The organism is Actinacidiphila sp. bgisy160, assembly GCF_965342435.1.
GTDB lineage: Bacteria > Actinomycetota > Actinomycetes > Streptomycetales > Streptomycetaceae > Actinacidiphila.
Window position 1 is genome coordinate 70,473 of record NZ_CBDRCM010000019.1, and the last position, 21,313, is coordinate 91,785.

The following is a 21,313-nucleotide window of genomic DNA, read 5'->3' on the forward strand; positions in this document are numbered from 1 at the left end:
CCGGTGTCCCGCGTCAGCGGAGGCCGAAGGCCCGGATCACGGTCTGGGTGACCGCGTTGCCCGCCGAGTCGTGCGCACGCGCACGCAGCGAGACGAACCGCGCCTGCTTCGGGGCGGACAGCCTGAAGCGGCCGTCGTGCCCGCAGGCGGTCTTCCGCCAGGTGCGTCCGTCGTCGTAGGACACCTCCAGGGAGACGGCCGACAGGGTGCCCGCGCCGACGGCGCCCGGCAGGTGGGCGGCCGTGACGGACAGCGCGTCGCCGCGAGCGGCCCTGCCCTCCCCGTCCGTGGCGATGCCGTAGTCGATCTGCGGCAGCGGAAGCACCGCCGGCTCGTCGCCCGACGGCGCCTCGGAGGTGAACGCCCACTCGGTGTGCGTGGTGGAGGAGTAGGGGCTCACCGAGGCGTCACGGCTCGCGTCCAGCACCAGGCGGTAGGGCAGCCGGCCGGTGGCTGGGGCGGTGCCACCCATGCTGGTGTTGGTCGTGCTCTGCCCCAGGCGTGTGTCGCCCTGGTAGAGCGTGAGCGTCTGCCGGGTGCGCTCGTAGTCCATCGACATGCCGACGTGGTCCGCGCCACCCCAGGCGGGTATGTCGAAGGCCAGCCAACTTCCGCTGCGCGTCGGCAGCTTGTAGTTGTCGTTGAGGTACGGCCGCTCGACGGGCTTGAACCACTCCTGGGTGTGCCGGCTGCCCGGCCGGTACGTGGCGCGCGGCTCGATCTCGTACAGCAGGCCGTCGACGTACGCCTCCTGGCCCCAGGAGTACCCGGGCCCGGTGGAGACCCAGTCGACCCGCCGGGAGTTCACCGGCTCCCGCATCGTCAGGCCGATGCCCCAGTTGGAGTACACGGGCCAGTCGAAGCGGAACTCGCCGCCGCCCTTGGCCGGATCGGGGCTGTCGAAGGAGACGTCCACCCGGGCCAGGTTCTTCGTGCCGCCCTCGACGACCAGGTCGCCGGGGATCTCGTTGTGCCACGTCCACATGAGGTCGTAGACGTACGGGCTGACCGGCTGCGAGCCGGCCTTCAGCACGGCGCCCCGTGCCGACGCGCGGCGCATGAGCCGCTCGCCCTCGTCGGTGCTCAGCAGCGCGACGTCGATCCGGGCGGGCGTGAAGGGGTCGTCGGTGTAGCTGCGCAGCTGACGTCCCGGCTGGTCGTTCACGACGAGCAGAAGCCTGGCGCCCGCCGCGGCCGCCGCGGCGGCCTGTTCGGCGTCGCCCACGGCCGCGTTGCGGCGCACGACCACGGCCTTGCCGCGCGCGTCCAGCCCGGCGTAGTCCGCGCCCGCGCCGTCACCGGCCGCCACCAGCGGGAACGAGTACGTGCCCTGGGGGAGTGCGGTGACGTCCTCCTGTCGCAGGACGTCCGTGAACTCGTCGCCGCCGGTCGTCACGGACAGCGCGGGCTGCTCCTTGCGCCAGCGGGCGCCGAGGTGGAAGTCGCCATGGGTGACCTTGTGCGTGGTGGGCTGCGCCCAGAGGCTGTCGTAGCTGGTCTGGGTCTCCATGTAGTCGCGCCAGCGGCCGCCGCCCATCGCCCGGTTGTACTCCAGGCGCTGGTAGGTCGCCTCGGTCGGCTGCGGTGTCGTCATCTCGACCCGCGTGACCTTCGTCGCGTCCAGCGTCACCGTCCGGTCGCGGTCCATGACGACCTCGGGGTCGCCGAGGAGCGCCATGCCCATCGAGTGCGGGCCGTGCACGCCGCGTACGTCCTTGAAGGACAGCACCGAGTAGACGTCGTCCGGGAGCCAGGCCTCCAGCCGACCGGTCGCGTCGGCGATGTAGAACTCCGGCTCGAAGTTCCCGGAGCGCAGCACCTGGACGACCCCGGACATCGGCTTGCCGTCGCCGTCCTTGAGGACCATCGTCAGCTTGTGGGCGCCGTCGCCCAGCGACACCGCCGTGTGGGTGACCGTCCTGCCCTCCGGGTCGGCCGCGACGACCTGGCCGGACCAGCGGCCGTTGCCCGTCGCCTTCGAGCCGTCGATGCCGACGGTGACCTCTGCGGTGCCGTGCGCCGGCACGACGACCCGGGACGCGGACAGCGAGAACAGGCCCGCCGGGGCGTTGGGGGCCTCGACGGAAAGGGCGAGCGTCACCGGGGCACTCCCGGTGTTGGTGTACGTGACCGGGCGCCGGACCGCGGCCGCGCCGCCGCCCGCCTCCGCCTGGCCGGTGAACGCGGTCGCCGAGGCGAACACGTCGGCACCGAGCGCCGACGGGACGTCCACCCGGCCGCTGCCCGCCTGGAACGCGTCGTACTGCGGGGTCTGCTTCGAGCTGCTCACCAGCAGGTCCTTCAGCTGGGAGCCGGTCAGCCCCGGACGCGCGGACGCGAGCAGCGCGGCCGCGCCCGCGACGTGCGGGGTGGCCATCGAGGTGCCGCTGAGCGTCTGGTAGCTGCCCTCGCCCTCCGGCGCGTACTGCGAGCGGGCCGCCAGGACGTCCACGCCGGGGGCGGTGATCTCCGGCTTGAGGCCGCCGTCGCCGACCCGCGGACCCTGGCTGGAGAACCAGGCGACGTCGTCCGAGGAGTCGACGGCGCCCACGGTCAGGGCGGAGTCGGCCGCGCCCGGTCCGCCGATGCTTCCCGGAGTGCCCGCGTTGCCCGCGGCGATCACGAACAGCGCGCCGGTCTGCGCGCTCAGGCGGTCGACGGCCGCGCTGAGGGGGTCCGTGCCGTCGGACGGCGTGCCGGAGCCCAGGCTCATGCTCACGATGTCCGCGTCCTGGTCCACCGCGGCCCACTCCATGCCGGCCAGCACCCAGGAGTCCTGACCGGAGCCGGTGTCGGCCAGCACCTTGCCGACGTGCAGGTCCGCGCCGGGGGCGACGCCCTTCTCCTTGCCGTCCGAGGCGGCCCCGGTGCCGGCGATGGTGGACGCGACGTGGGTGCCGTGCCCGTTGCGGTCCGTCACGTCCTCGTCCGGGACGAAGCTCCGCGAGGCCGCGATCCGGCCCGACAGGTCGGGGTGCCCGGCGTCGACGCCGGTGTCGAGGACGGCGACGTCGACGCCCTTGCCGGTGTCGCCGGCCGACCACGCCCGCGGGGCGCCGATCTGGGCGGTGGTGTCGGCGAGATCGGCCTCGACCTTGCCGTCGAGCCAGATGCGGGCGATGCCGGAGCCGAAGGTGGGGGCCTCGCCGGACGTGACCTTGGTGGCTCGCGATCCGGCTCCGGAGGTGACGGACCGCCAGAAGTCGGCGGACCGGTCCTTGTCCTCGGTGAGGGCGGCACCCTGGACGCTGCTGAGGTCCCTGACCCGGGTGGCGCCCCGGGGCGTCGTGGAGCGCCGTCCGGCGGTGGTGTCGTAGGAGACGATCAGCGGCAAGTGGTCGCGGTGCGCGTCGTCGTAGCCGTCCGCGACGAGCTTGCTGATGTCGAACAGGCGCCGGTCCAGCGTGCCCGCCGCCACGTAGGGGAGGGCGGATTCGGGGTAGACGTACAGGTCGCCTCGTGACTCCATGATGTGCGCGCGGGCCTTGGAGCCGTCGGCGCCGCGCACCTCGACGGTGCCCCCTGCGGCACCGGACTGACGGGTGATAACGCTGTCACCCGTGATGAGGGTGACCGTGTGGACACCCGGCGGCACGTCGCTCCGCGCCGCCTGGGTGTCGGATCCGGTGCTCTCGGGCGCAGCGGCGTGGGCGGCTGTGACGGCGGCGGGTTGCGCCACCGACAGGAGGGCGGCGCCGGCGGCGGCGAACACGCCCCAGCGTCTGGGTGATGGTCTCAAGGGATTCCCTGGCTGTTCCGTGGGGCCGGGACCGGCCCGGCAAAGGTTCGGACTGCCCCGGTGGGGGCGGTCGCATCCTGGCCCCAAACCGCCGGACGTGGTCAGGGCGTGCGGGGTGATCTTCCCCACGTCCGCTTCGCGCCCGAACGGTTTGGAGCCGTCAAGCCCGCTCTCACGTGGAGAAGTTGAACGCCGGAACGACGGCGCGGCACACTCCACCCCCGTCGAGACGAGCACCGTACGGCCCTGCTCCAGGCGCACCACGTGGTCCACGTTCACGTTCGCCGGCTGCGCCGGCAGGGTCACCGGCCAGGAGTCCAGCCACGCGCACCGCCGGGCCCGGTTCCCGCCGGAGGAAGGCGGGCCGCCTCAGCCCGCGCGCTCCGCCGCGCCGCGCTCGACGCAGAACTCGTTGCCCTCCGGGTCGGCGAGCACGACCCAGCCGGTGCCGTCCGGGCGGCGCCGGTCGTCGACCTGGGTCGCGCCGAGCAGCAGGAGCCGCTCGACCTCCTCGTCCCGGGTGCGGTCCTGCGGCTGTACGTCCACGTGCACGCGGTTCTTGACGGTCTTGGGGTCCGGAACGGTCACGAAGAGGAGCCCCGGGCCGCCGTCGACCTCGATCAGGGCCTCCTCGTCACCGGGCTTGTCGTCCTCGTGCAGGGGGCGGTCCAGGACGAGGGACCAGAAGCTCGCCAGACGGTGGGCGTCGGCGCAGTCGATCGTGATGTGGCGCATCGCGGAAGTCATGCGGCCGGATTCTCGTGCACGGCGAAGGACCGGGGCAACGTGATTGGCTCTGGGGTGCGGGAGAACCAGGTGGCCGGGGTCCCCGCCGGTCGTACGTCGGCCGGCGGGGACCCCGGAGGCGGGGGCCGTCAGTCCCGGCCCACCACGGCTTGGCCGTACGGGATCAGCCGCACCGGCCCGACGAGCCCGGTGCGCTGCGAGGCGGCACCGCCGTACACCGACGGGTCGCTGACGCGCAGCCGGTTGATCAGCGGCGTGGCCACCTCCACCTCGATCGTGTTGGTGCCGGGGCGCAGCAGCCCGCCGAGGTCCGCCACGGGGTTGATGTGGCTGGTGACCGGAGCCGGGCGCCCGTTGACGCTGACCCGGAAGGTGTCGGTGACCTCGCCGAGGTCGAGCAGGGCGCCGAGGCCGCCGCTCCAGGGCCCGCCGAGTTCGACGGTGGCGCGGTACCGGCCGATGCCCGCGGCGTCCGTGAGGTCCGGGATGGCGTTCCACGGCGCCAGTGCGTCGAGGGCGATCCGGTGCCGCACGACGGTGGTGCGGTCGGGGTCCGCGCCGGGACGCCAGTCCTCGGCGTCCAGGGTCCAGGAGGTGAGCTCGCGCGGCGCGGGCACCTCCTCGACCACGGTGCCAACCGAACCCCCGCGTGATAGCGCGGTGGTGTAGGTGCCGGCCGCGCGGGCGCGCAGGACGAGCCTCCCGTCGTCGAAGCGCACGTCGTCCGCGTCCGTGGTGACCGCGTGCGTGCGGCCGGGCTCGCCGTGGAAGCGTCCCGGCGGCGCGAAGGCCACGACCATCGACTCGGACGGCTGCAGCGCCACCCGGAAGGTGCACAGGTCGCCGTCCTGCGCGTACAGCGCCAGCGGCCGGGCCTCGCCCGTCCACGGGTCCAGCAGGTGGGGTACCGCGTCCGAGCGGGTGCGGCGCACCGTGACGGCGTGGTCGATCGCGGCGACGGGGGGCTTCACGGTCTCGGCGTGCTTGCCGTTGACGAGGTAGAACCAGTCGACGCCCTCCTCGAAGCGGTGCATCGTCAGCAGCGTCGAGGGGACGGCGTAGCTCACGTCGGGCGCCAGACCGAGGTCCGCGAGGGCCTGGCCCACCGCCGTCTTCTCGGTGACCTGCCGGACCCGCGGCTGCGCGAGCAGTTCGGCGACGAGGGAGCGGAGCTGCTGCAGGGCGGAGTCGTCCGCCACGCCGGGCGTCGTGACCGTCGTCCAGTCGCCGAGCAGGACGACCGGCAGCCCGGCCCGCGTCAGGCGCAGCAGGTGGCGCGCGTCCGCGAGGGTGAGGGTGACCGCGGAGCCGGAGAAGAAGTCCCCTTCGACGAACAGCGCGCGGTAGGCCGGGCCGTCGGGGGCCAGGCGCCCGTCGCGGACCTTCGCCGACGGCAGGTCCAGCAGGGGACCGCTGACGAACTGGTGGGTCCAGCCGAGCGGAACGCCCGTCGAGGTGAACCAGGAGGCGCCGATCCCCGTCGCGGTGTACCCGGTCTGCCGGAAGACGGCGACGTCGATGCGCGAGGTGCCGCGCTGCATGGCGTGGTGCACCCGGGACAGGTAGCCCGACACATCGCCGACGTGCCGCCAGGTCGGGTGCCGCGGACCCCAGGACTCGCCGTAGCCGACGGTGCCGTTGTACGGGGTGAAGGCCGCGAAGCCGGGCCACTTCACCCCGGGCAGCGTGGCGTAGGAGAAGCCGTGCACGACGGTCTGGTTGACGCCGGCCGCGTACGCGCCGCCCATGGTGCGCAGGAACTTCTCCCATGTGGTGCTGTACGCGGAGCCTGTGTAGGCGCCTGCCTCGCAGGAGAGCACCGTGTGGCCCGCCATGTCCCGGCCGCCGGCCAGGCAGCGGTAGTCGTCCAGGTTCTTGAAGCCCAGCGACTCGCCCTCGGGGATGTCCAGCAGCGCGGCCGACTCGATGGCGTCGGTCTGCAGGCCGTACGGCTGGGCGCGCATCCCCAGGCCCAGCGCGTGCGCCCAGTCGCGCAGCGCTGTGAGGTGGTGGGTGTTGTACAGGTCGCTGACGGTGTCCCAGAAGTCGTGCCGTATCTGCCGCGTCGCGACGGCGTCGTAGGCGTAGACCTGGTTGCCACCGCTCATCGCGACCACGGGCAGGACGGGCAGCAGCGGGTAGCCGTTGCGCTTCTCGAAGGCGGCGGGCAGACCCGGGGTCCAGGGCAGCGCCTTGGTCTCGATCTCCAGGGAGTCCTCGAACAGGACGCCGCCGGCGGACTCGAGGAGCTTGCGGATCTCCTGGGTGAGCAGGCTCCGCTCCCAGAAGTCCGTGACGGCCGCGGTGCCGGCCGCGCTGAAGTGGTCCACGACGTAGGCGGTGGGCGAGGTGTGCGGGCCGCCCTCGGGGGTCTGCCCCGTGCCGCGCTGCCAGAAGGCGGTCAGCACCCAGTCGCCGTCGGCGGGGGCGGTCCAGTCCACGGCGCCGTCGGCGACACGCGCGGTGAGGTCCCGGGCGCTCGCGCGGTCCAGGCCGGTCTCCTTGCGGGTGGCGTTCTCGGGGGCGACCCGGGTGGCCAGCAGGCCCAGCAGCCGCTGCCGCGTGACCCCGGAGGCGGCGGCCGCGGCCGGCGGCGGCACGGGGCCCGAGTAGTCCGCTCCGGCCGCCACTGTGACGGCGCCGAGCGCGAGTTCCTGTACGGCGGCCTCGCTGTCGGGGGTGATCCCGGGGACGGCCGCGGGCCAGCTGGGGCCGATGGTGAGGTCGATGGTGACGCCCCGCCGGCGGGCCTGGTCCAGGGCCGCCTGGACGCCGGCCACCCAGGCGGGGCTGCCCCAGCCGTGGTGCTCGGTGTCCAGGACTGAGGCGTCCTTCACGCTGTGGTGGACGGCCGCGATCTCGGCACCGCCGAACCCGGCGTCGGCGATCTGGTCGACCTCGCGTCTGATCTCGTCGGGGTCCACCAGCCCGTCCGGCCACCACCAGCGGAACTTGGGCCGCACCGCGCTCCCCGGCTCGGCGAACGCGCGTGCCGCCTCGCCCTCGCCCGCCGCCCCGGTCCCGGTCCGCGCCTCGGCGGCAGCGGGCAGTGCGGGGGCCAGGGCCGCCGCTGTGCCCGCGACGGCGGTGGCGATGAGGAGGCTGCGGCGGGAAACCCCGCCGCCCTCGGGGCGGTTGCTGTGGTCGTGCATGGTTCCGTAGCTCCCCGGAGTGAGTGGTGGAGGTGCCTTTCATCCCGGGGTGATCAGTGCCGGGATGCAACGCGCTGCTTATTGAACCGTTTCAATCTTTTGCGGAGGCTACAGCGAGGTCCCTGGCGGGGGCAAGGTCCCAGCGGGTACGAACCTCGACGGGCGTGGTGGGGTGCGGCATCCGCGACGTCGGGGAGCGGGGCGCCGGCGGTCCGCGCCAGGGGTTCGCGGTGGGCGCGGCCCATGAGATGAGAACGTTTCAGGGAAATGTCTCGCCGATCGCGTCACCCGGCTCGGCTCGGCTCGGCTCGGCTCGGGCGGGCTCGCGTTACGGTCGGGGTCATGCGGATCACGAAGTACACCCACGCCTGCGTGCGCGTCGAGCACGAGGGGCGCGTGCTCGTCATCGACCCCGGGACGTGGAGCGAGCCGGCCGCGCTGGCGGGGGCGGACGCCGTACTGGTCACGCACGAGCACAGCGACCACGTCGACGTCCTTCGCCTGGCCGGGCTCGGCGTCCCGGTTTACGCCCCAGCGGGGGCGGACATCCCGCGGCTGGAGTCGGCCCGGGTCGGCGCCGGCACGGAGTTCACCGCCGCCGGCTTCCGTGTGCGTGCGGTGGGCGGCCGCCACGCGCCCGTCCACGCCGGCCGGCCCGACTGCGTGAACCTCGGTTACGTTGTCGACGACACCCTCTACCACCCCGGTGACGCGCTGCACGTGCCCGCCCAGCCGGTCGAGACGCTCATGGTGCCGCTCCAGGCGTCCTGGCTGAAGACGACCGAGGCGATCGACTTCGTCAACGCCGTCGCACCGCGACGGACGTTCGGGATCCACGACGGCCAGATCAACGAGCGGGGCCTCGGCAGCGTCAACGGCTGGCTCGCGGAACAGACCGACCACGGCTACCGGTATCTGCGGCCCGGCGAATCGCTCTGAGCGCGCCGCATGTGCCCAGCCGTAGATGTCCCACCAGTGAACGCCGTTCGTCGGGAAGCGGTACCGCGAAGGCCGGTCGCACTACGATCGCGCGATGGCTGACGACACCTTCCTCGCCCACGGTCCCCGGGTGGCCATCCGGCGGATCACCGTCCGGGACCACGAAGAGATCGGCGCGCTCGCCCGGGCGAGCGCCGCACTGCACGGGCCCTGGGTGCCCAGGTGGGAGCACACCCCGGAGACCTTCTCCGTCTACGTCGAGCGCTTCGACCACCCGACGCACGAGGGTTTCGTGCTCTGCCTACGCCTTCGGCGACCTCGGCCTGCACAGGCTGGAGGCCAACATCCAGCCCGCGAACGTCGCGTCGATCAGGCTGGTGGAGCGCCTGGGCTTCGAGCGCGAGGGGTACTCCCCGCGTTTCCAGTACCTCGACGGCGCCTGGCGAGGCCACGAACGATGAGCCGTCACGGCGGAGATGGTGGCCGGCGAACCCCGCGAGACGGAGTGAGGCACCCGCCTGGCCGGGCGATCGGGGCGGCGCAGCCGCGGTGTTAGCGTCCCGGTCATGGACGACAGCGTTTACGTGGGCAACGCCGGTGAGGACGCGCCGCTCGACCGGGGGTGGCTGCTGGGGCACTTCAAGGAGGCGGCAGACCCCCGGCACAGTGACGCCGTGGAGATCAAGTGGGGCGTCCACCCGGCGGGGGACGAGCGCGGGGAGTGGGTGCGCGGCGAGGAGCGGACCGCGCTGCAGATCCTCATCAGCGGGCGGTTCCGGGTCGAGTTCCGGGGGCGGTCGGTGGTGCTGGCCCGTCAGGGGGACTACGTCGTGTGGGGCAAGGGCGTGGACCACTCGTGGGTGGCGGAGGAGGACTCGACGGTGCTGACCGTCCGCTGGCCGTCCGTGCCGGGGTACGCGGTCCCGGCCGCCGAGGACGTTTAGCGACCCCATCGTCCCCCGAGGAGCGTTGGCTCGAAATTATCGACGCAGTGGTCGAGTTGAGCCGCTCCTCGCCGAACGCATGGGCCTCGGCCTCTTTTGATCAGGGAAAAGAGCCTCAGATCCCCATCATCCGGACGGCTTGATGTGTCCGCTGCCGTGGCTGGATCTTTTCGTTCGGCATCGTCAACTCTCTGTTGCCGCACGGTAAATCCGCACGTGGTCGGCAAAGCGTGGTACCGCTCCCACGGGAGGGAGGTGACCGACTTTCGGACAATGATCTCCGCAGTGGTGACATGGGGCGAACATGCTGAAACGATCCACGGCGTCGCGCGAGCATCACTCGCACGTCACCTTGCGGAGGCATTCTGGGCCTCCGATGTTCCCGTTCCCAGCGGCCGTTCGAACGGCCGGGCACAAGGAGCTTCACGAGTGACGAACCAACCCGCTGTCACGGGTGCCACTTCCCTGCCGAATCCCTCTCCCGACCGTCGTGCGCGTGGCGCACGCGGCCGTGTCACGGCGATCGCCGCCGTGACCCTGGCCGCCCTGCTCACCCCCCTCCTCCCGGCCACCGGCGCCGTCGCCGCGTCCGAGGGGGACGGGACGGCGCCGCGCAAGATCGTGGCGGACTCCCGGCCGGGGGCGCGCTCCCTCGCCCTTTCCACCGCGCAGCGCAAGCAGTTGCTCGAGGCGGCGTCCGACGGCCGGGTCACCGCCGCCCGCGCACTCCGGCTGGGCGACAAGGAGGCGCTGATACCCAAGGACGTCATCAAGGACGCCGACGGCACGGTGCACACACGCTACGAGCGCACGTACGCCGGGCTCCCCGTGGTCGGCGGGGACCTGGTGGTGCACGAGCGGGCCGGCGCACGCACCGTCAGCAAGGCCTCGTCCGCACGGGTCGCCGTGCCCAGCACGAAGGCCGCCGTCAGCGCCGCCACGGCGAAGAAGTCCGCCCTTGCCGCGGCCGAGAGCGAGCGCACCCGGAACCCGGCCGCGGACGGCGCCCCCCGTCTGGTCGTCTTCCTCGGCGACGGCAAGCCCACCCTTGCCTGGCAGTCCTTCGTCACCGGCACCCAGAAGGACGGGACCCCCAGCCGGCTGAACGTCGTCACCGACGCCGCGACCGGCAAGGAGCTCCAGAAAGTCGAGGAGATCCGCTCGGGCACCGGCAACAGCCAGTACAGCGGGCAGGTGCAGATCGGCACCGTCGACAACAACGGCCTCTACGAGCTGACCGACCCGGAGCGCGGCGGGCACAAGACGTACGACCTGACCGGCGTCGGCGGCAACGGCAACCTGGTCACCGACGACGACGACGTCTGGGGCGACGGGACGATCACCGACCGCCAGACCGCCGCCGTGGACGCGGCCTACGGCCAGCGGGAGACCTGGGACTTCTACAAGGAGCGCTTCGGCCGCAACGGCATCGCCGACAACGGTGTCGGAGCCTTCTCACGGGTGCACTACGGCGACAACTTCGCCAACGCCTTCTGGGACGACGGCTGCTTCTGCATGACGTACGGCGACGGCCGCGGCAATGAGCACCCGCTCACCGAACTCGACATCGCCGCCCACGAGATGACGCACGGCGTCACCTACGCCACCGCCAACCTCACCTACGCCGGGGAGTCCGGCGGCCTCAACGAGGCGACCAGCGACATCATGGCCACGGCCGTGGAGTTCTTCGCGGACAACCCCGCCGACGTCCCCGACTACATGATGGGCGAACTCGCCGACGTGCGTGGCACCGGCAAGCCGCTGCGCTACATGGACCAGCCGTCCAAGGACGCCGACCCCGTCAAGGGCACGTCGCTGGACTACTGGACGCCGCAGCTGAGGAAGGAGGACGTCCACCACAGCTCCGGCCCGGCGAACCACTTCTTCTACCTCCTCTCCGAGGGCAGCGGCAAGAAGACGATCAACGGCGTCGCCTACGACAGCCCCACCTACGACGGCCTCCCCGTCGCCCCCGTCGGCCTGCGCAACGCGACCGACATCTGGTACCGGGCCCTGACCACGTACATGACCAGCAGCACCGACTACGCCGGGGCGCGCACCGCCACCCTGCAGGCGGCCGCCGACCTGTTCGGGCAGGGCAGCGCCACCTACGAGGCGGTGGGCAACGCCTGGGCGGCGGTCAACGTCGGCGCCCGCTACGTCAACCACATCGCCGTCGTGACGCCCTCCACCCGGCCCGTGGCCGTCGGCCAGCCGATGAGCCGCCAGATCGAGGCGGTCGGCTCCAGCCCCGGACGGCTGGCCTACTCGGCGCACGGGCTGCCCAAGGGGCTGTCCATCAACGCGCGGACGGGCCTGATCAGCGGCACGCCGAAGAAGGCCGGCACTTTCAAGACGGCCATCACCGTCGAGAACACCGCCCAGCACAAGGCCAGGCGCACGGTGCGCTTCGAGTGGCCTGTCCTGGCCTCCGGCGGCAGCTTCTTCGTCAATCCCGCCCGCTACGACATCCCGAACTGGAAGACGATCGAGTCCCCGCTGATCGTGACCGGCCGCAAGGGCAACGCGCCCAGCGACCTCAAGGTGACCATCGACCTGGTCCACCCATGGGTGGGCGGCCAGATCGTCACCCTGGTCGGCGAGGACGGGACGGAGATCCCGGTGAAGCCCTGGTACTGGGACACCGGCGAGGGCGAGGTGCACGCCACGTACACCGTGGACGCCTCGGCGGTCCCCGCCAACGGCACCTGGAAGCTGCGGGTCACGGACAACACCCCCGGCATCTTCACCGTCGACCCCGGCTACCTCGACCGCTGGAGCCTGACCTTCTGACCGTCTGCCCCTCTGACCCCTGACCCCTGCGCAGCCGGTGCCGCCACGGCACCGGCTGCGCAGGGCGATGTCCGTCGCCGCCGAGCCGGACCCGCCCCGGCCTTCGACCCACCGGGCGAGTACGACCTCGGCCCGGGCCGGGAGCTCGCCAAGACGGCCCCGTCCGCCCTGGCACCGCGGGACGCCGGACCGGCCGACGCCGTCCCGCTCGCACGGGGCCTGCCGGAGGCACTGCCCCAAGGCCCCCGGCCGGCGGCGCTCCCGGTACCGTCCCGCAGCGTCGATAATCGACATATGAGTCAGCGGAACGCTTCGAACACCACGCTGGGTGACTTCCTGAGGGCGTGCCGTTCCCGGGTGAACCCCGAAGACGTGGGCCTGCCGGACGACGGGCGCCACCGCCGGGTCCCGGGGCTCCGGCGGGAGGAGCTGGCGCAGCTGGCGAACGTGAGCGTGGACTACGTGGTGCGCCTGGAGCAGGGCCGTACGGTGCACGTCTCGACGGCGGTGTTGGACTCGCTCGCGCGGGCGCTGCGCCTGCGGCCCGACGAGCGTGACTACCTGCTGCGGGTCGCCGCGGCCGGCGCGCAACGACCCGCCTCGGCGCCCGGCCGCATCCGGCCGCAGACGCAGACCCTGCTCAACGGGCTGCAGGAGTACCCGGCCCTGCTGCTGAGCCACCGGCTGGACGTACTGGGCTGGAACCCGCTGGGCGCGGCGCTGCTCACCGACTTCGCCGCCGTGCCGGAAGCGCAGCGCAACCTGGTGCGCATGGCGTTCCTGGCCCCGGCCTTCCGCGAGCTGTACGCCGACTGGCGAACCGTCGCCCGCGAGTGCGTCGCCTACCTCCGGATGGGCGCGGCGCGCGACCCGCAGGACCCGCGGCTCAAGGCCCTGGTCGAGGAACTCTCCGCCGCCGACGCTGACTTCCGCCGCTGGTGGACGGACCACCGGGTGCGGACCCGGGCCGCGGGCGAGAAGACCTTCCGGCACCCGGTGGCCGGCACCATGACGCTGGACTTCCAGAGCCTCGTCGTGGGCGACGACCCGGACCAGACCATCTTCGTCTACACCGCGCAGCCCGGCACCGCCGCCCACGAGGCGCTGCGCTTCCTGGCCACGTGGTCGGCGAGTCCCGCGGCCGTGCGCCCGTGACCGGATCCGACTGGTACTGCCGGTCCCAGGCAGGCGTCTCCTACGGTTGATCCTTCCCTGCCCCGCCCTTCGCCGCGGGTGGACGCTGGGACACGTCGACAGAACGACGCCCAGTGATCATGAGGAGCACATCACCAATGACGACGTGGTTCATCACCGGCGCATCCCGCGGGTTCGGCCTGGAAATCGCCCGGCAGGCCCTCGAGCGGGGCGACAACGTCGTGGCCACCGCCCGCAAGCCCCGCGCCGTGGAGGACGCGCTCGCGGCCCACGCCGACCGGCTGCTGGCCGTACCGCTCGACGTGAACGACGAGGAGCAGGCCCGGTCCGCCGTCGAGGCGGCGGTCGAGCGCTTCGGCACCATCGACGTCCTCGTCAACAACGCCGGCCGGGGCCTGCTCGGCGCGGTGGAGGAGACCAGCGACGCCGAGGCGCGCGCGGTGTTCGACACGAACGTCTTCGGACTGCTGACCGTGACCCGTGCCGTCCTGCCCGTCATGCGGGCCCGGCGCTCTGGACGGATCATCAACCTCAGCTCCGTCGGCGGGTTCGTCGGGTGGGCGGGCTGGGGCCTGTACTGCGCGACCAAGTTCTCCGTCGAGGCGGTGACCGAGTCGCTGCGGCTGGAACTCGCGCCGCTCGGCATCCAGGCGACCGCCATCGAGCCCGGCCCGTTCCGTACGGACTTCCTGGACTCCTCCTCCCTGCACCGCACCGAGCGGGTCATCGAGGACTACCAGGAGAGCGCGGGTGGCATGCGCGACTGGGCCGACGACAGCAACCACGCCCAGGACGGCGACCCGGTGAAGGCGGCGACCGCCATCATCACCGTCGCCGGGGCGGAGGCGATGCCGGCCCGGATCCCGCTGGGCAAGGCCAGCCTCGCCGACGTGGAGAACAAGCTCGCCGGAGTCGCCCGTGAGATCGGCGCGTGGCGGGACCTCGCCCTGTCCACCGACTTCACCTCGTGATCCGGACCGGTCCCGCGGCTGCGTGAAAGCCCCGGTTCCCCCGCCGCCATGGCGGGGGACCCCTGCCCCGGCCCGCTCAGCGCACGGTCCCCGCAGGAGCTCATCGACGCGGTCCTGCGCTGATACCCGGCGGGTATCACAGGGAGGGGAACAGGTCTTGGACGCGCCGCACGCCCCGCCCGAAGACTCGGAGGTGTCGCAGGACATCACGAGAAAGGCGAGCGCCATGAAGGTCTTCCTCACCGGAGGCTCCGGCTACATCGGGCGGGCCACCATCGAGGCCCTGGTGCGCCGGGGAATCCAGGTCGTCGCCCTGGCCCGCAGCGAGGACTCGGCCCGGGTCGTCCACGACCTCGGGGCCGTCCCCGTGGCGGGGGACCTGACCGAGACGCACGTGCTGCGGGCCGCCGCGCGCGCCGCCGACGGGGTCATCCACATGGGCCAGCACTACGGTCCCGACACCGCCGAGGTCGACCGCGCCGCCGCCGAGGCGCTGCAGGACGGCGCCGGGCCGCGCCCGTACGTGCACACCGGCGGGGTGTGGGTCTACGGCGACACCGACGGCGTGGCGGACGAGGACGCCCCGCTGTTCCCGCCGCGCATCACCGCCTGGCGGCTGGAGAACGAGAAGCGCGTCCTCGCCCGCGCCGCGACCGGCGAACGGCCGGTGGTGGTCATGCCCGGCCTGGTCCACGGCCGCTGCGGCGGCCTGGTCGACATGTTCTACGCGGCGCCGGGGCGGGAGACCGGCTCCGTGCCCTGCGTCGGCGACGGCGCCAACCACTGGTCGACCGTTCACGTCGACGACGTCGCCGAACTGTACGCGCTGGCCCTGAACGCCGCGCCCGGCTCGGTCTACGCCGGGGTCGGCGACCTCCACCCGACCCAGGCGGAGGTCGCCCACGCGGTGAGCCGGGCGATCGGCCGCCCCGGATCGGTCCGGCACCTGACCGAGGCGGAGGCCGAGGAGCGGATGGGCCCCATCGCGGAGGCCTTCGCCCTCGACCAGCGGCTCACCGGCGCCCGGGCCCGTCGTGAGCTGGGCTGGCAGCCCTCCCGGCTCGACCTGGCGGCCGACCTCGCCCGCCCCTGAGCCTTCCCGCTGAGAAGCGTGAGCCGGGCGGATACGCTCGGATATGTCCGCCCCCGTGAGGAGGCGAGGAGGGGTCCGTGGATCTGGATCTGCGCAAGCTGCGGTACTTCGTCGCGGTGGCCGAGGAACTGCACTTCGGGAGGGCGGCCGAACGCCTGCACATCGCGCAGCCCGTGCTGTCGCGGCAGATCAGGGCGCTGGAGAACGAGCTCAAGGTGCAGCTGTTCTCCCGCGACCGCCGCAACACCGAACTGACCCCGGCCGGCACGCAACTCCTCGCCGACGCGGGGCCGCTCCTGGCGGCCGCCGACGCCACCCGGCGCAGGGCCACCCGCGCGGCCCGGGGCCTCGCCTCCTTCACCGTGGGTTTCATGCCCGGACTGATCGTCACGGGTGCCGTGCGGGAGATCTCCCGCCGGCACCCGGACCTGTCGGTCGAGGTCGTCAGGACGAGCTGGGACGACCAGACGGAGGTGATCCGCGACGGACGCGTCGACGTCGGCTACGTCAGGATGCCCATCGACACCCGCGGCCTGGCCACCCGCAGCCTCCTCGCCGAACCCCGCGTCGCCGTCCTGCCGGCGGACCACCCCTACGCGGGCAAGCCCGCCCTCGGCATCGCGGACCTCGCCGACGAGCACCTCCTCCAGGACCCCGCCGCCGTGCCCGAGTGGCGCGACATCGCCCGGGAGATCGCCGACCCTCAGCGCCGGCCGGACGTCCCGGGATTCCGTTCCGTCGAGGAGAAGCTCGAGAGCGTGGCGGCGGGCCGCGGCGTCGTCGTGCTGCCGCTCTCCACCGCGACCTACTACACCCGCGCCGACATCGCCCACGTCGAGATCGAGGACATCGGCCCCAACCGGGTGTTCCTGGCGTGGGACGGCAGCCGGCACGACCCGCTGATCGAGGAGTTCGCCGGCATCGCGGTCGCCTGCGCCGACTCGTCCGCCTGACCGCTGAACGGTTTGCGTGCGCGGTCCGTACAGAGGGCGCGGGCACGAGAGGAGAAGCCCCGCGCGACTGCGCGACGGGGCGGCGGAGCGGGAGATACGCGGATGAAGCTTGACGTGGTGGGGGAGCCGGGGCCGACGGGCGCTGCCGGCGAGGGCGACGTCTGGGTGGAGAACTGGGGAGCGCAGGCCGTGTGCCGGATGGAGGACCCGGACGTGCTGTTCGTCCAGGGGGCCGCCCAGAAGCGCGTCAAGGCCGTGTGCGGCGGCTGCCCCGTGCGCACCGAGTGCCTGGCCGACGCCCTCGACAACCGCATCGAGTTCGGGATCTGGGGCGGTATGACGGAGCGTGAGCGACGCGCCCTGCTACGCCGCCGCCCCACCATCACCTCCTGGCGCGCCCTGCTGCGGACGGCGCGTCAGGCCTACGAGCGGGGCCCGCAGCAGGCCTCGGCCTGAGTATCAGCCACCAGGCACAGGCCCGGCGGTCAGCGGCCGACCGGGCCCTCCGGGCCCAGGGGGTCATCGCCGTACGCGTCGAATCCGACGATCCTGCCCGCCTCGACCGTGAAGACGTGGACGATCGCGGAGTCGAAGGGCCGGGCGGCCCCGCCTCCCGTGCCCTGCGTCCGTCCCACGGGGACGACCTGGCCGCCCGCCTCGAAGAGCCGAGCGGTCTCGATGCGGCTCTCGATCAGGTGGAACGCCTTCTTGAAGAACGCCGCGAAACCGGCGAGTCCGGGGTCCGTGCCGCCACAGGGCAGCGCCTCCGTCACCCGGATCCGCAGGCCCGGGGAGGCGATGGCCGCCAACGTGGTGCGGTCGGACCGCAGCATGGCGTCGTACATCGCCCCGGCGACCTCCTGTGGGGCCGCGCTCCCGGATCCGGGTGCCTCGGGCATGGCGATCTCCTGAGATGATTCAACGATTAACTGTTGGGAAGGTTGTCGGATCGTAGGCGAGCATAGGGGAGTCGAGGGCCCGCTCGCCGGGGTGTCCACCAAGGCGGGACCCGCATCCCTTCTTTTCGCGCGGACGGCCGGCCCACCCGGGCGCCCGCTCCCGTCATGCGGGCGGCGTCACCCGAGCCCGTCGAGGAAGGCGGTCATCGCCTGGCGCAGCGCGTCCGGACGCTCCAAGTGGAGGTCGTGGCCCGTCCCGGGAACGCCGACGGCCACCGCCCGCGGCTGCCGGCGGCACATCTCCCGTGCCTCGTCGGCGCCGATGATCCCCTTCTCGGCGAGCACGACCAGCGTCGGGCACCGCAGCGCGTCCCACTCCTCCCAGAAGGCGCGCTCCGCGTTCTCCCGCAGGGAGGCCACCATGACGTCACGGTCGAAGCGCGGCCACCAGCCGTCGTCGCGCCGCTCCAGGCCCTCCGCCCAGCCCCTGCCGACCGGCCCGCCGCCGAGGAACGCGGCGGCGGACTCCACCGAGGGGAAGGGCACCGGCCAGGAGTCCAGCCACGCCCCGATGTCCGCGGGAACTCCCGGGTTCGGGCCGCCGGGTCCCGCCTCGACCAGCACCAGGGCGCGGACCAGATCCGGGCGGGCCGCGGCCGTCAGCATCGCGGTGTGGCCGCCGAGCGACTGGCCCACCAGGATCACCGGCCCGGTGCCCAGCTCCGTGATGACGGCCGCGGCGTCGTCCACGTAGGCCGCGCGGGAGACGTCCCCAGGGCGCCGCTCGGAGGCGCCGTGCCCCCGCTGGTCCACGGCTACCACGTGATGACGGGCTTTCAGCCACCGCGCGGTGTCGTCCCACTCGCCCGCGTGGCCGGCCAGGCCGTGCAGCAGGACCACCGACGGCCCCGGACCCGGCCGGTCCCGGCACTCCAGCCGCACGCCGTCGCGGACCACCGTCAAGCGGGACCACGTCATCACGAACCCCTGTCCCCCGGCGCGCAGAGCCCGCGCCGCGTGCTGTCGTTCCGCACCCTGCCGGACGCCGCGGGCGCCCGCAAACGGCGCCCCGCCGGTCGCCCGGAGAAGCGGCCTCCGGGTGTCTTTCGGCGGTTTCTTCCCGGCCGCCGACCCCGGTGGTACGGTCCCGTCCAGTCGTGGCCCCGCCCGGAGGGTGACGAGAGGCACCCGAGGGTGACCGGCGAGGAAGAGGCGCGACGTGAGACGGATGACTGCCCGGCCGGCGAACGGGCACCAGGCGAGGGTGCTGCGCCTGCTGCGCGATGCGGGCCCGCAGTCGCGGGCCGTGCTCGGCGACCAGGTGGAGCTCTCCCGGTCGAAACTGGCGGTCGAGGTCGACCGCCTCCTGGAGACTGGTCTCGTGGTCCCCGACGGACTCGCCGCCTCCCGCGGCGGACGGCCCTCGCACAACGTGCGCCTCGCCCCCTCGCTGCGCTTTCTCGGGGTGGACATCGGCGCCACCTCGGTCGACGTGGCGGTCACCAACGCCGAGCTGGAGGTGCTCGGCCACCGTACCGTGCCGTTCGACGTGCGCGAGGGTCCGGTCGCCGTGTTCGAGCAGGTGCTGGTGATGGCGGCCGAACTGCGCGCCGCCGGCACCGCGGAGAGCTTCGACGGCGCGGGGATCGGGGTGCCCGGGCCGGTGCGGTTCCCCGACGGCGTGCCGGTCGCCCCGCCGATCATGCCCGGCTGGGACGGGTTCCCGGTCCGGGAGGCCATGAGCCAGGAACTCGGCTGTCCCGTCCTGGTCGACAACGACGTGAACCTCATGGCGCTGGGGGAGCAGCATGCCGGGGTCGCCCGTTCGGTGCGGGACTTCCTCTTCGTCAAGATCGGGACCGGCATCGGATGCGGCATCGTCGTGGGTGGGCAGGTCTACCGCGGGGTCAACGGCAGCGCCGGCGACATCGGGCACATCCAGGTGGTCCCGGGCGGAATCTCCTGCGCCTGCGGCAACCACGGCTGTCTCGAGGCCTACTTCGGCGGGAGCGCCCTGGCCCGGGACGCCGCCGCCACGGCCGCCGCCGGGGATTCGGCGGCGCTCGCCGCCCGGCTGGCCTCGGCGGGGACGCTCACCGCCGCCGACGTGGCGGGCGCCGCGGCGGGCGGGGACGGCGCGGCCCTCGACCTCATCCGGCAGGGCGGCAACCGCACGGGCCAGGTCATCGCCGGCCTGGTGAGCTTCTTCAACCCCGGACTCGTCGTGATCGGCGGTGGGCTCACCGGTCTGGGGCACACCCTCCTGGCCAGTATCCGCAGCCAGGTGTACGGGCAGTCGCTGCCGCTGGCGACCGGCAACCTGCCGATCGTCCTCAGTGAACTCGGCCCGACCGCGGGCGTGGTCGGGGCCACCCGCCTGATCAGCGACCACGTCTTCTCGCCGGTGTGAGCCGCGGCGGGAACCGCCCTCCGGTGCGGCCCCGTTCCACCGCCCTTCACTCCGAGGTCCCCCTCCGTTCCGGATCGGGCGTGCCTGCATCCCCCGTCCGGCGGGAGAGTTGACCTCCCTCCAGACTTTGTCCTGGAACCGGAAAAAGACCTCGGTGATTCCTGCGCAACTTCTTCCCCCACCAGGCGGGCGCTGCTACTTTCCCATCGAAAGCCTGACGGAGCGGGACCGGTTCACGCCGGTCCGGTATCCCCATGCCGACGGCCGGGGGAGGTGAGGGGCACGTGAGACGCATGACAGCTCGACCCGCCAACGGGCATCAGGCGCGGCTGCTGCGGCTGCTCCGTGACGGCGGACCCAACTCCCGTGCCCAGATGGGGGACCAGATCGACCTGTCCCGTTCCAAGCTGGCCGTCGAGGTCGACCGGCTGCTGGAGACGGGTCTGGTCGTCGCGGACGGCCTGGCCGCCTCACGCGGCGGACGGCGCTCGCACAACATCAGGCTCGCCCCGGGTCTGCGCTTCCTCGGCGTCGACATCGGCGCCACCTCGGTCGACGTCGCCGTCACCAACGCTGAACTGGAGGTGCTCGGCCACCTCAACCACCCGATGGACGTCCGTGAGGGACCGGTCGCCGTATTCGAGCGGATCCTCGAAATGGCCGCCAAACTCAGGGCCGCCGGCCTCGCCGAGGGCTTCGACGGTGCGGGCATCGGGGTGCCGGGGCCGGTGCGCTTCCCCGAGGGCGTCCCCGTTGCACCGCCGATCATGCCGGGCTGGGACGGCTTCCCGGTCCGCGAGGCGCTCAGCCAGGAACTGGGCTGCCCCGTCATGGTCGACAACGACGTGAACCTGATGGCCATGGGGGAGCAGCACGCCGGGGTCGCCCGATCCGTCGGCGACTTCCTGTGCGTCAAGATCGGCACCGGCATCGGCTGCGGCATCGTCGTCGGCGGTGAGGTGCACCGCGGTGTGACGGGCAGCGCGGGCGACATCGGCCACATCCGGGTCGAGGCCGACGGACGCGCCTGCGCCTGTGGCAACAAGGGCTGCCTGGAAGCCCACTTCAGCGGCGCCGCGCTCGCCCAGGACGCCCTGGAGGCGGCCAGGTCGGGGCGGTCCTCCGCCCTCGCGGCCCGGCTCGGGGCGGCAGGGCAGCTGTCCGCCGTCGACGTCGCCGCGGCGGCCGCGGTCGGTGACGCGGCGGCACTGGAACTCATCCGCGAGGGGGGCAACCGCGTCGGCCAGGTCATCGCCGGCCTGGTGAGCTTCTTCAACCCCGCACTGGTCGTGATCGGCGGCGGCGTCACCGGCCTCGGCCACACGCTGCTCGCCAGCATCCGCAGCCAGGTCTACCGCCAGTCGCTGCCACTGGCGACCGGCAACCTGCCCATCGTCCTGGGTGAACTGGGCCCCACCGCCGGCGTGATCGGCGCGGCCCGGCTCATCAGCGACCACGTGTTCTCCCCGGCCTGACCCCCACCGGCCAAGCGCTCCACCGGTACCACGGCACCACCGG

Annotated in this window: 15 protein-coding genes and 1 pseudogene; 11 read left to right on the forward strand and 5 right to left on the reverse strand. The window is 73.0% G+C overall.

The genetic code is table 11. The features are described 5' to 3' along the window. Positions 1–13: 13 nt before the first annotated feature. The 3 genes from ACRWNP_RS17540 to ACRWNP_RS17550 form a co-directional block, all read right to left on the reverse strand. Positions 14–3,739, reverse strand: a complete 3,726-nt coding sequence (locus tag ACRWNP_RS17540; RefSeq protein ID WP_431962287.1) for a S8 family serine peptidase — start codon at positions 3,737–3,739, stop codon at positions 14–16. Positions 3,740–4,108: 369 nt separating this feature from the next. Further along, a complete protein-coding gene (locus tag ACRWNP_RS17545; protein WP_431962289.1) occupies positions 4,109–4,486 on the reverse strand; it encodes a VOC family protein in 378 nt (125 codons plus the stop codon). A gap of 128 nt (positions 4,487–4,614) precedes the next feature. Further along, entirely contained in the window at positions 4,615–7,638 is a 3,024-nt protein-coding gene (locus ACRWNP_RS17550; RefSeq protein WP_431962291.1) for a glycosyl hydrolase, read from the reverse strand. A gap of 342 nt (positions 7,639–7,980) precedes the next feature. Here ACRWNP_RS17550 and ACRWNP_RS17555 point away from each other — a divergent pair, with 342 nt between their 5' ends. From ACRWNP_RS17555 to ACRWNP_RS17595, 9 genes and pseudogenes are all read left to right on the forward strand, one after another. Continuing rightward, complete coding sequence (locus ACRWNP_RS17555) at positions 7,981–8,577, forward strand: MBL fold metallo-hydrolase (protein WP_431962293.1); 597 nt, start codon at positions 7,981–7,983, stop codon at positions 8,575–8,577. 94 nt (positions 8,578–8,671) lie between these two features. Then, positions 8,672–9,038: pseudogene (locus ACRWNP_RS17560) on the forward strand (GNAT family N-acetyltransferase). A gap of 105 nt (positions 9,039–9,143) precedes the next feature. After that, complete coding sequence (locus ACRWNP_RS17565; RefSeq protein WP_431962295.1) at positions 9,144–9,521, forward strand: signal peptidase I; 378 nt, start codon at positions 9,144–9,146, stop codon at positions 9,519–9,521. Between the two features lie 531 nt (positions 9,522–10,052). Continuing rightward, complete coding sequence (locus tag ACRWNP_RS17570) at positions 10,053–12,314, forward strand: M4 family metallopeptidase (protein WP_431962297.1); 2,262 nt, start codon at positions 10,053–10,055, stop codon at positions 12,312–12,314. A gap of 294 nt (positions 12,315–12,608) precedes the next feature. Further along, positions 12,609–13,469, forward strand: a complete 861-nt coding sequence (locus tag ACRWNP_RS17575) for a helix-turn-helix transcriptional regulator (protein WP_431962299.1) — start codon at positions 12,609–12,611, stop codon at positions 13,467–13,469. A gap of 137 nt (positions 13,470–13,606) precedes the next feature. Next, complete coding sequence (locus ACRWNP_RS17580; protein ID WP_431962301.1) at positions 13,607–14,440, forward strand: oxidoreductase; 834 nt, start codon at positions 13,607–13,609, stop codon at positions 14,438–14,440. A gap of 157 nt (positions 14,441–14,597) precedes the next feature. Beyond that, positions 14,598–15,533, forward strand: coding sequence for an NAD-dependent epimerase/dehydratase family protein (locus tag ACRWNP_RS17585; RefSeq protein ID WP_431962303.1), 936 nt, complete (start codon positions 14,598–14,600; stop codon positions 15,531–15,533). A gap of 77 nt (positions 15,534–15,610) precedes the next feature. After that, positions 15,611–16,486, forward strand: a complete 876-nt coding sequence (locus ACRWNP_RS17590; protein WP_431962305.1) for a LysR family transcriptional regulator — start codon at positions 15,611–15,613, stop codon at positions 16,484–16,486. A gap of 102 nt (positions 16,487–16,588) precedes the next feature. Beyond that, complete coding sequence (locus ACRWNP_RS17595; RefSeq protein ID WP_431962307.1) at positions 16,589–16,942, forward strand: WhiB family transcriptional regulator; 354 nt, start codon at positions 16,589–16,591, stop codon at positions 16,940–16,942. A 29-nt stretch (positions 16,943–16,971) separates the two neighbouring features. Here ACRWNP_RS17595 and ACRWNP_RS17600 read toward each other — a convergent pair whose 3' ends face one another. Beyond that, the gene (locus ACRWNP_RS17600; RefSeq protein WP_431962309.1) at positions 16,972–17,385 is read right to left on the reverse strand and encodes a nuclear transport factor 2 family protein; all 414 of its coding nucleotides are present in this window, start codon (positions 17,383–17,385) and stop codon (positions 16,972–16,974) included. A gap of 177 nt (positions 17,386–17,562) precedes the next feature. Then, positions 17,563–18,363, reverse strand: a complete 801-nt coding sequence (locus ACRWNP_RS17605; RefSeq protein WP_431962311.1) for an alpha/beta fold hydrolase — start codon at positions 18,361–18,363, stop codon at positions 17,563–17,565. 250 nt (positions 18,364–18,613) lie between these two features. On the opposite strand from ACRWNP_RS17605, the gene ACRWNP_RS17610 reads away from it, so the two are divergent. After that, on the forward strand, positions 18,614–19,795 hold the full coding sequence (locus tag ACRWNP_RS17610; protein ID WP_431962353.1) for an ROK family protein: 1,182 nt from the start codon (positions 18,614–18,616) through the stop codon (positions 19,793–19,795). A gap of 293 nt (positions 19,796–20,088) precedes the next feature. After that, positions 20,089–21,270 (forward strand): ROK family protein, encoded by a 1,182-nt coding sequence (locus tag ACRWNP_RS17615; RefSeq protein ID WP_431962313.1) that lies wholly within the window; start codon positions 20,089–20,091, stop codon positions 21,268–21,270. Positions 21,271–21,313: the final 43 nt, after the last annotated feature.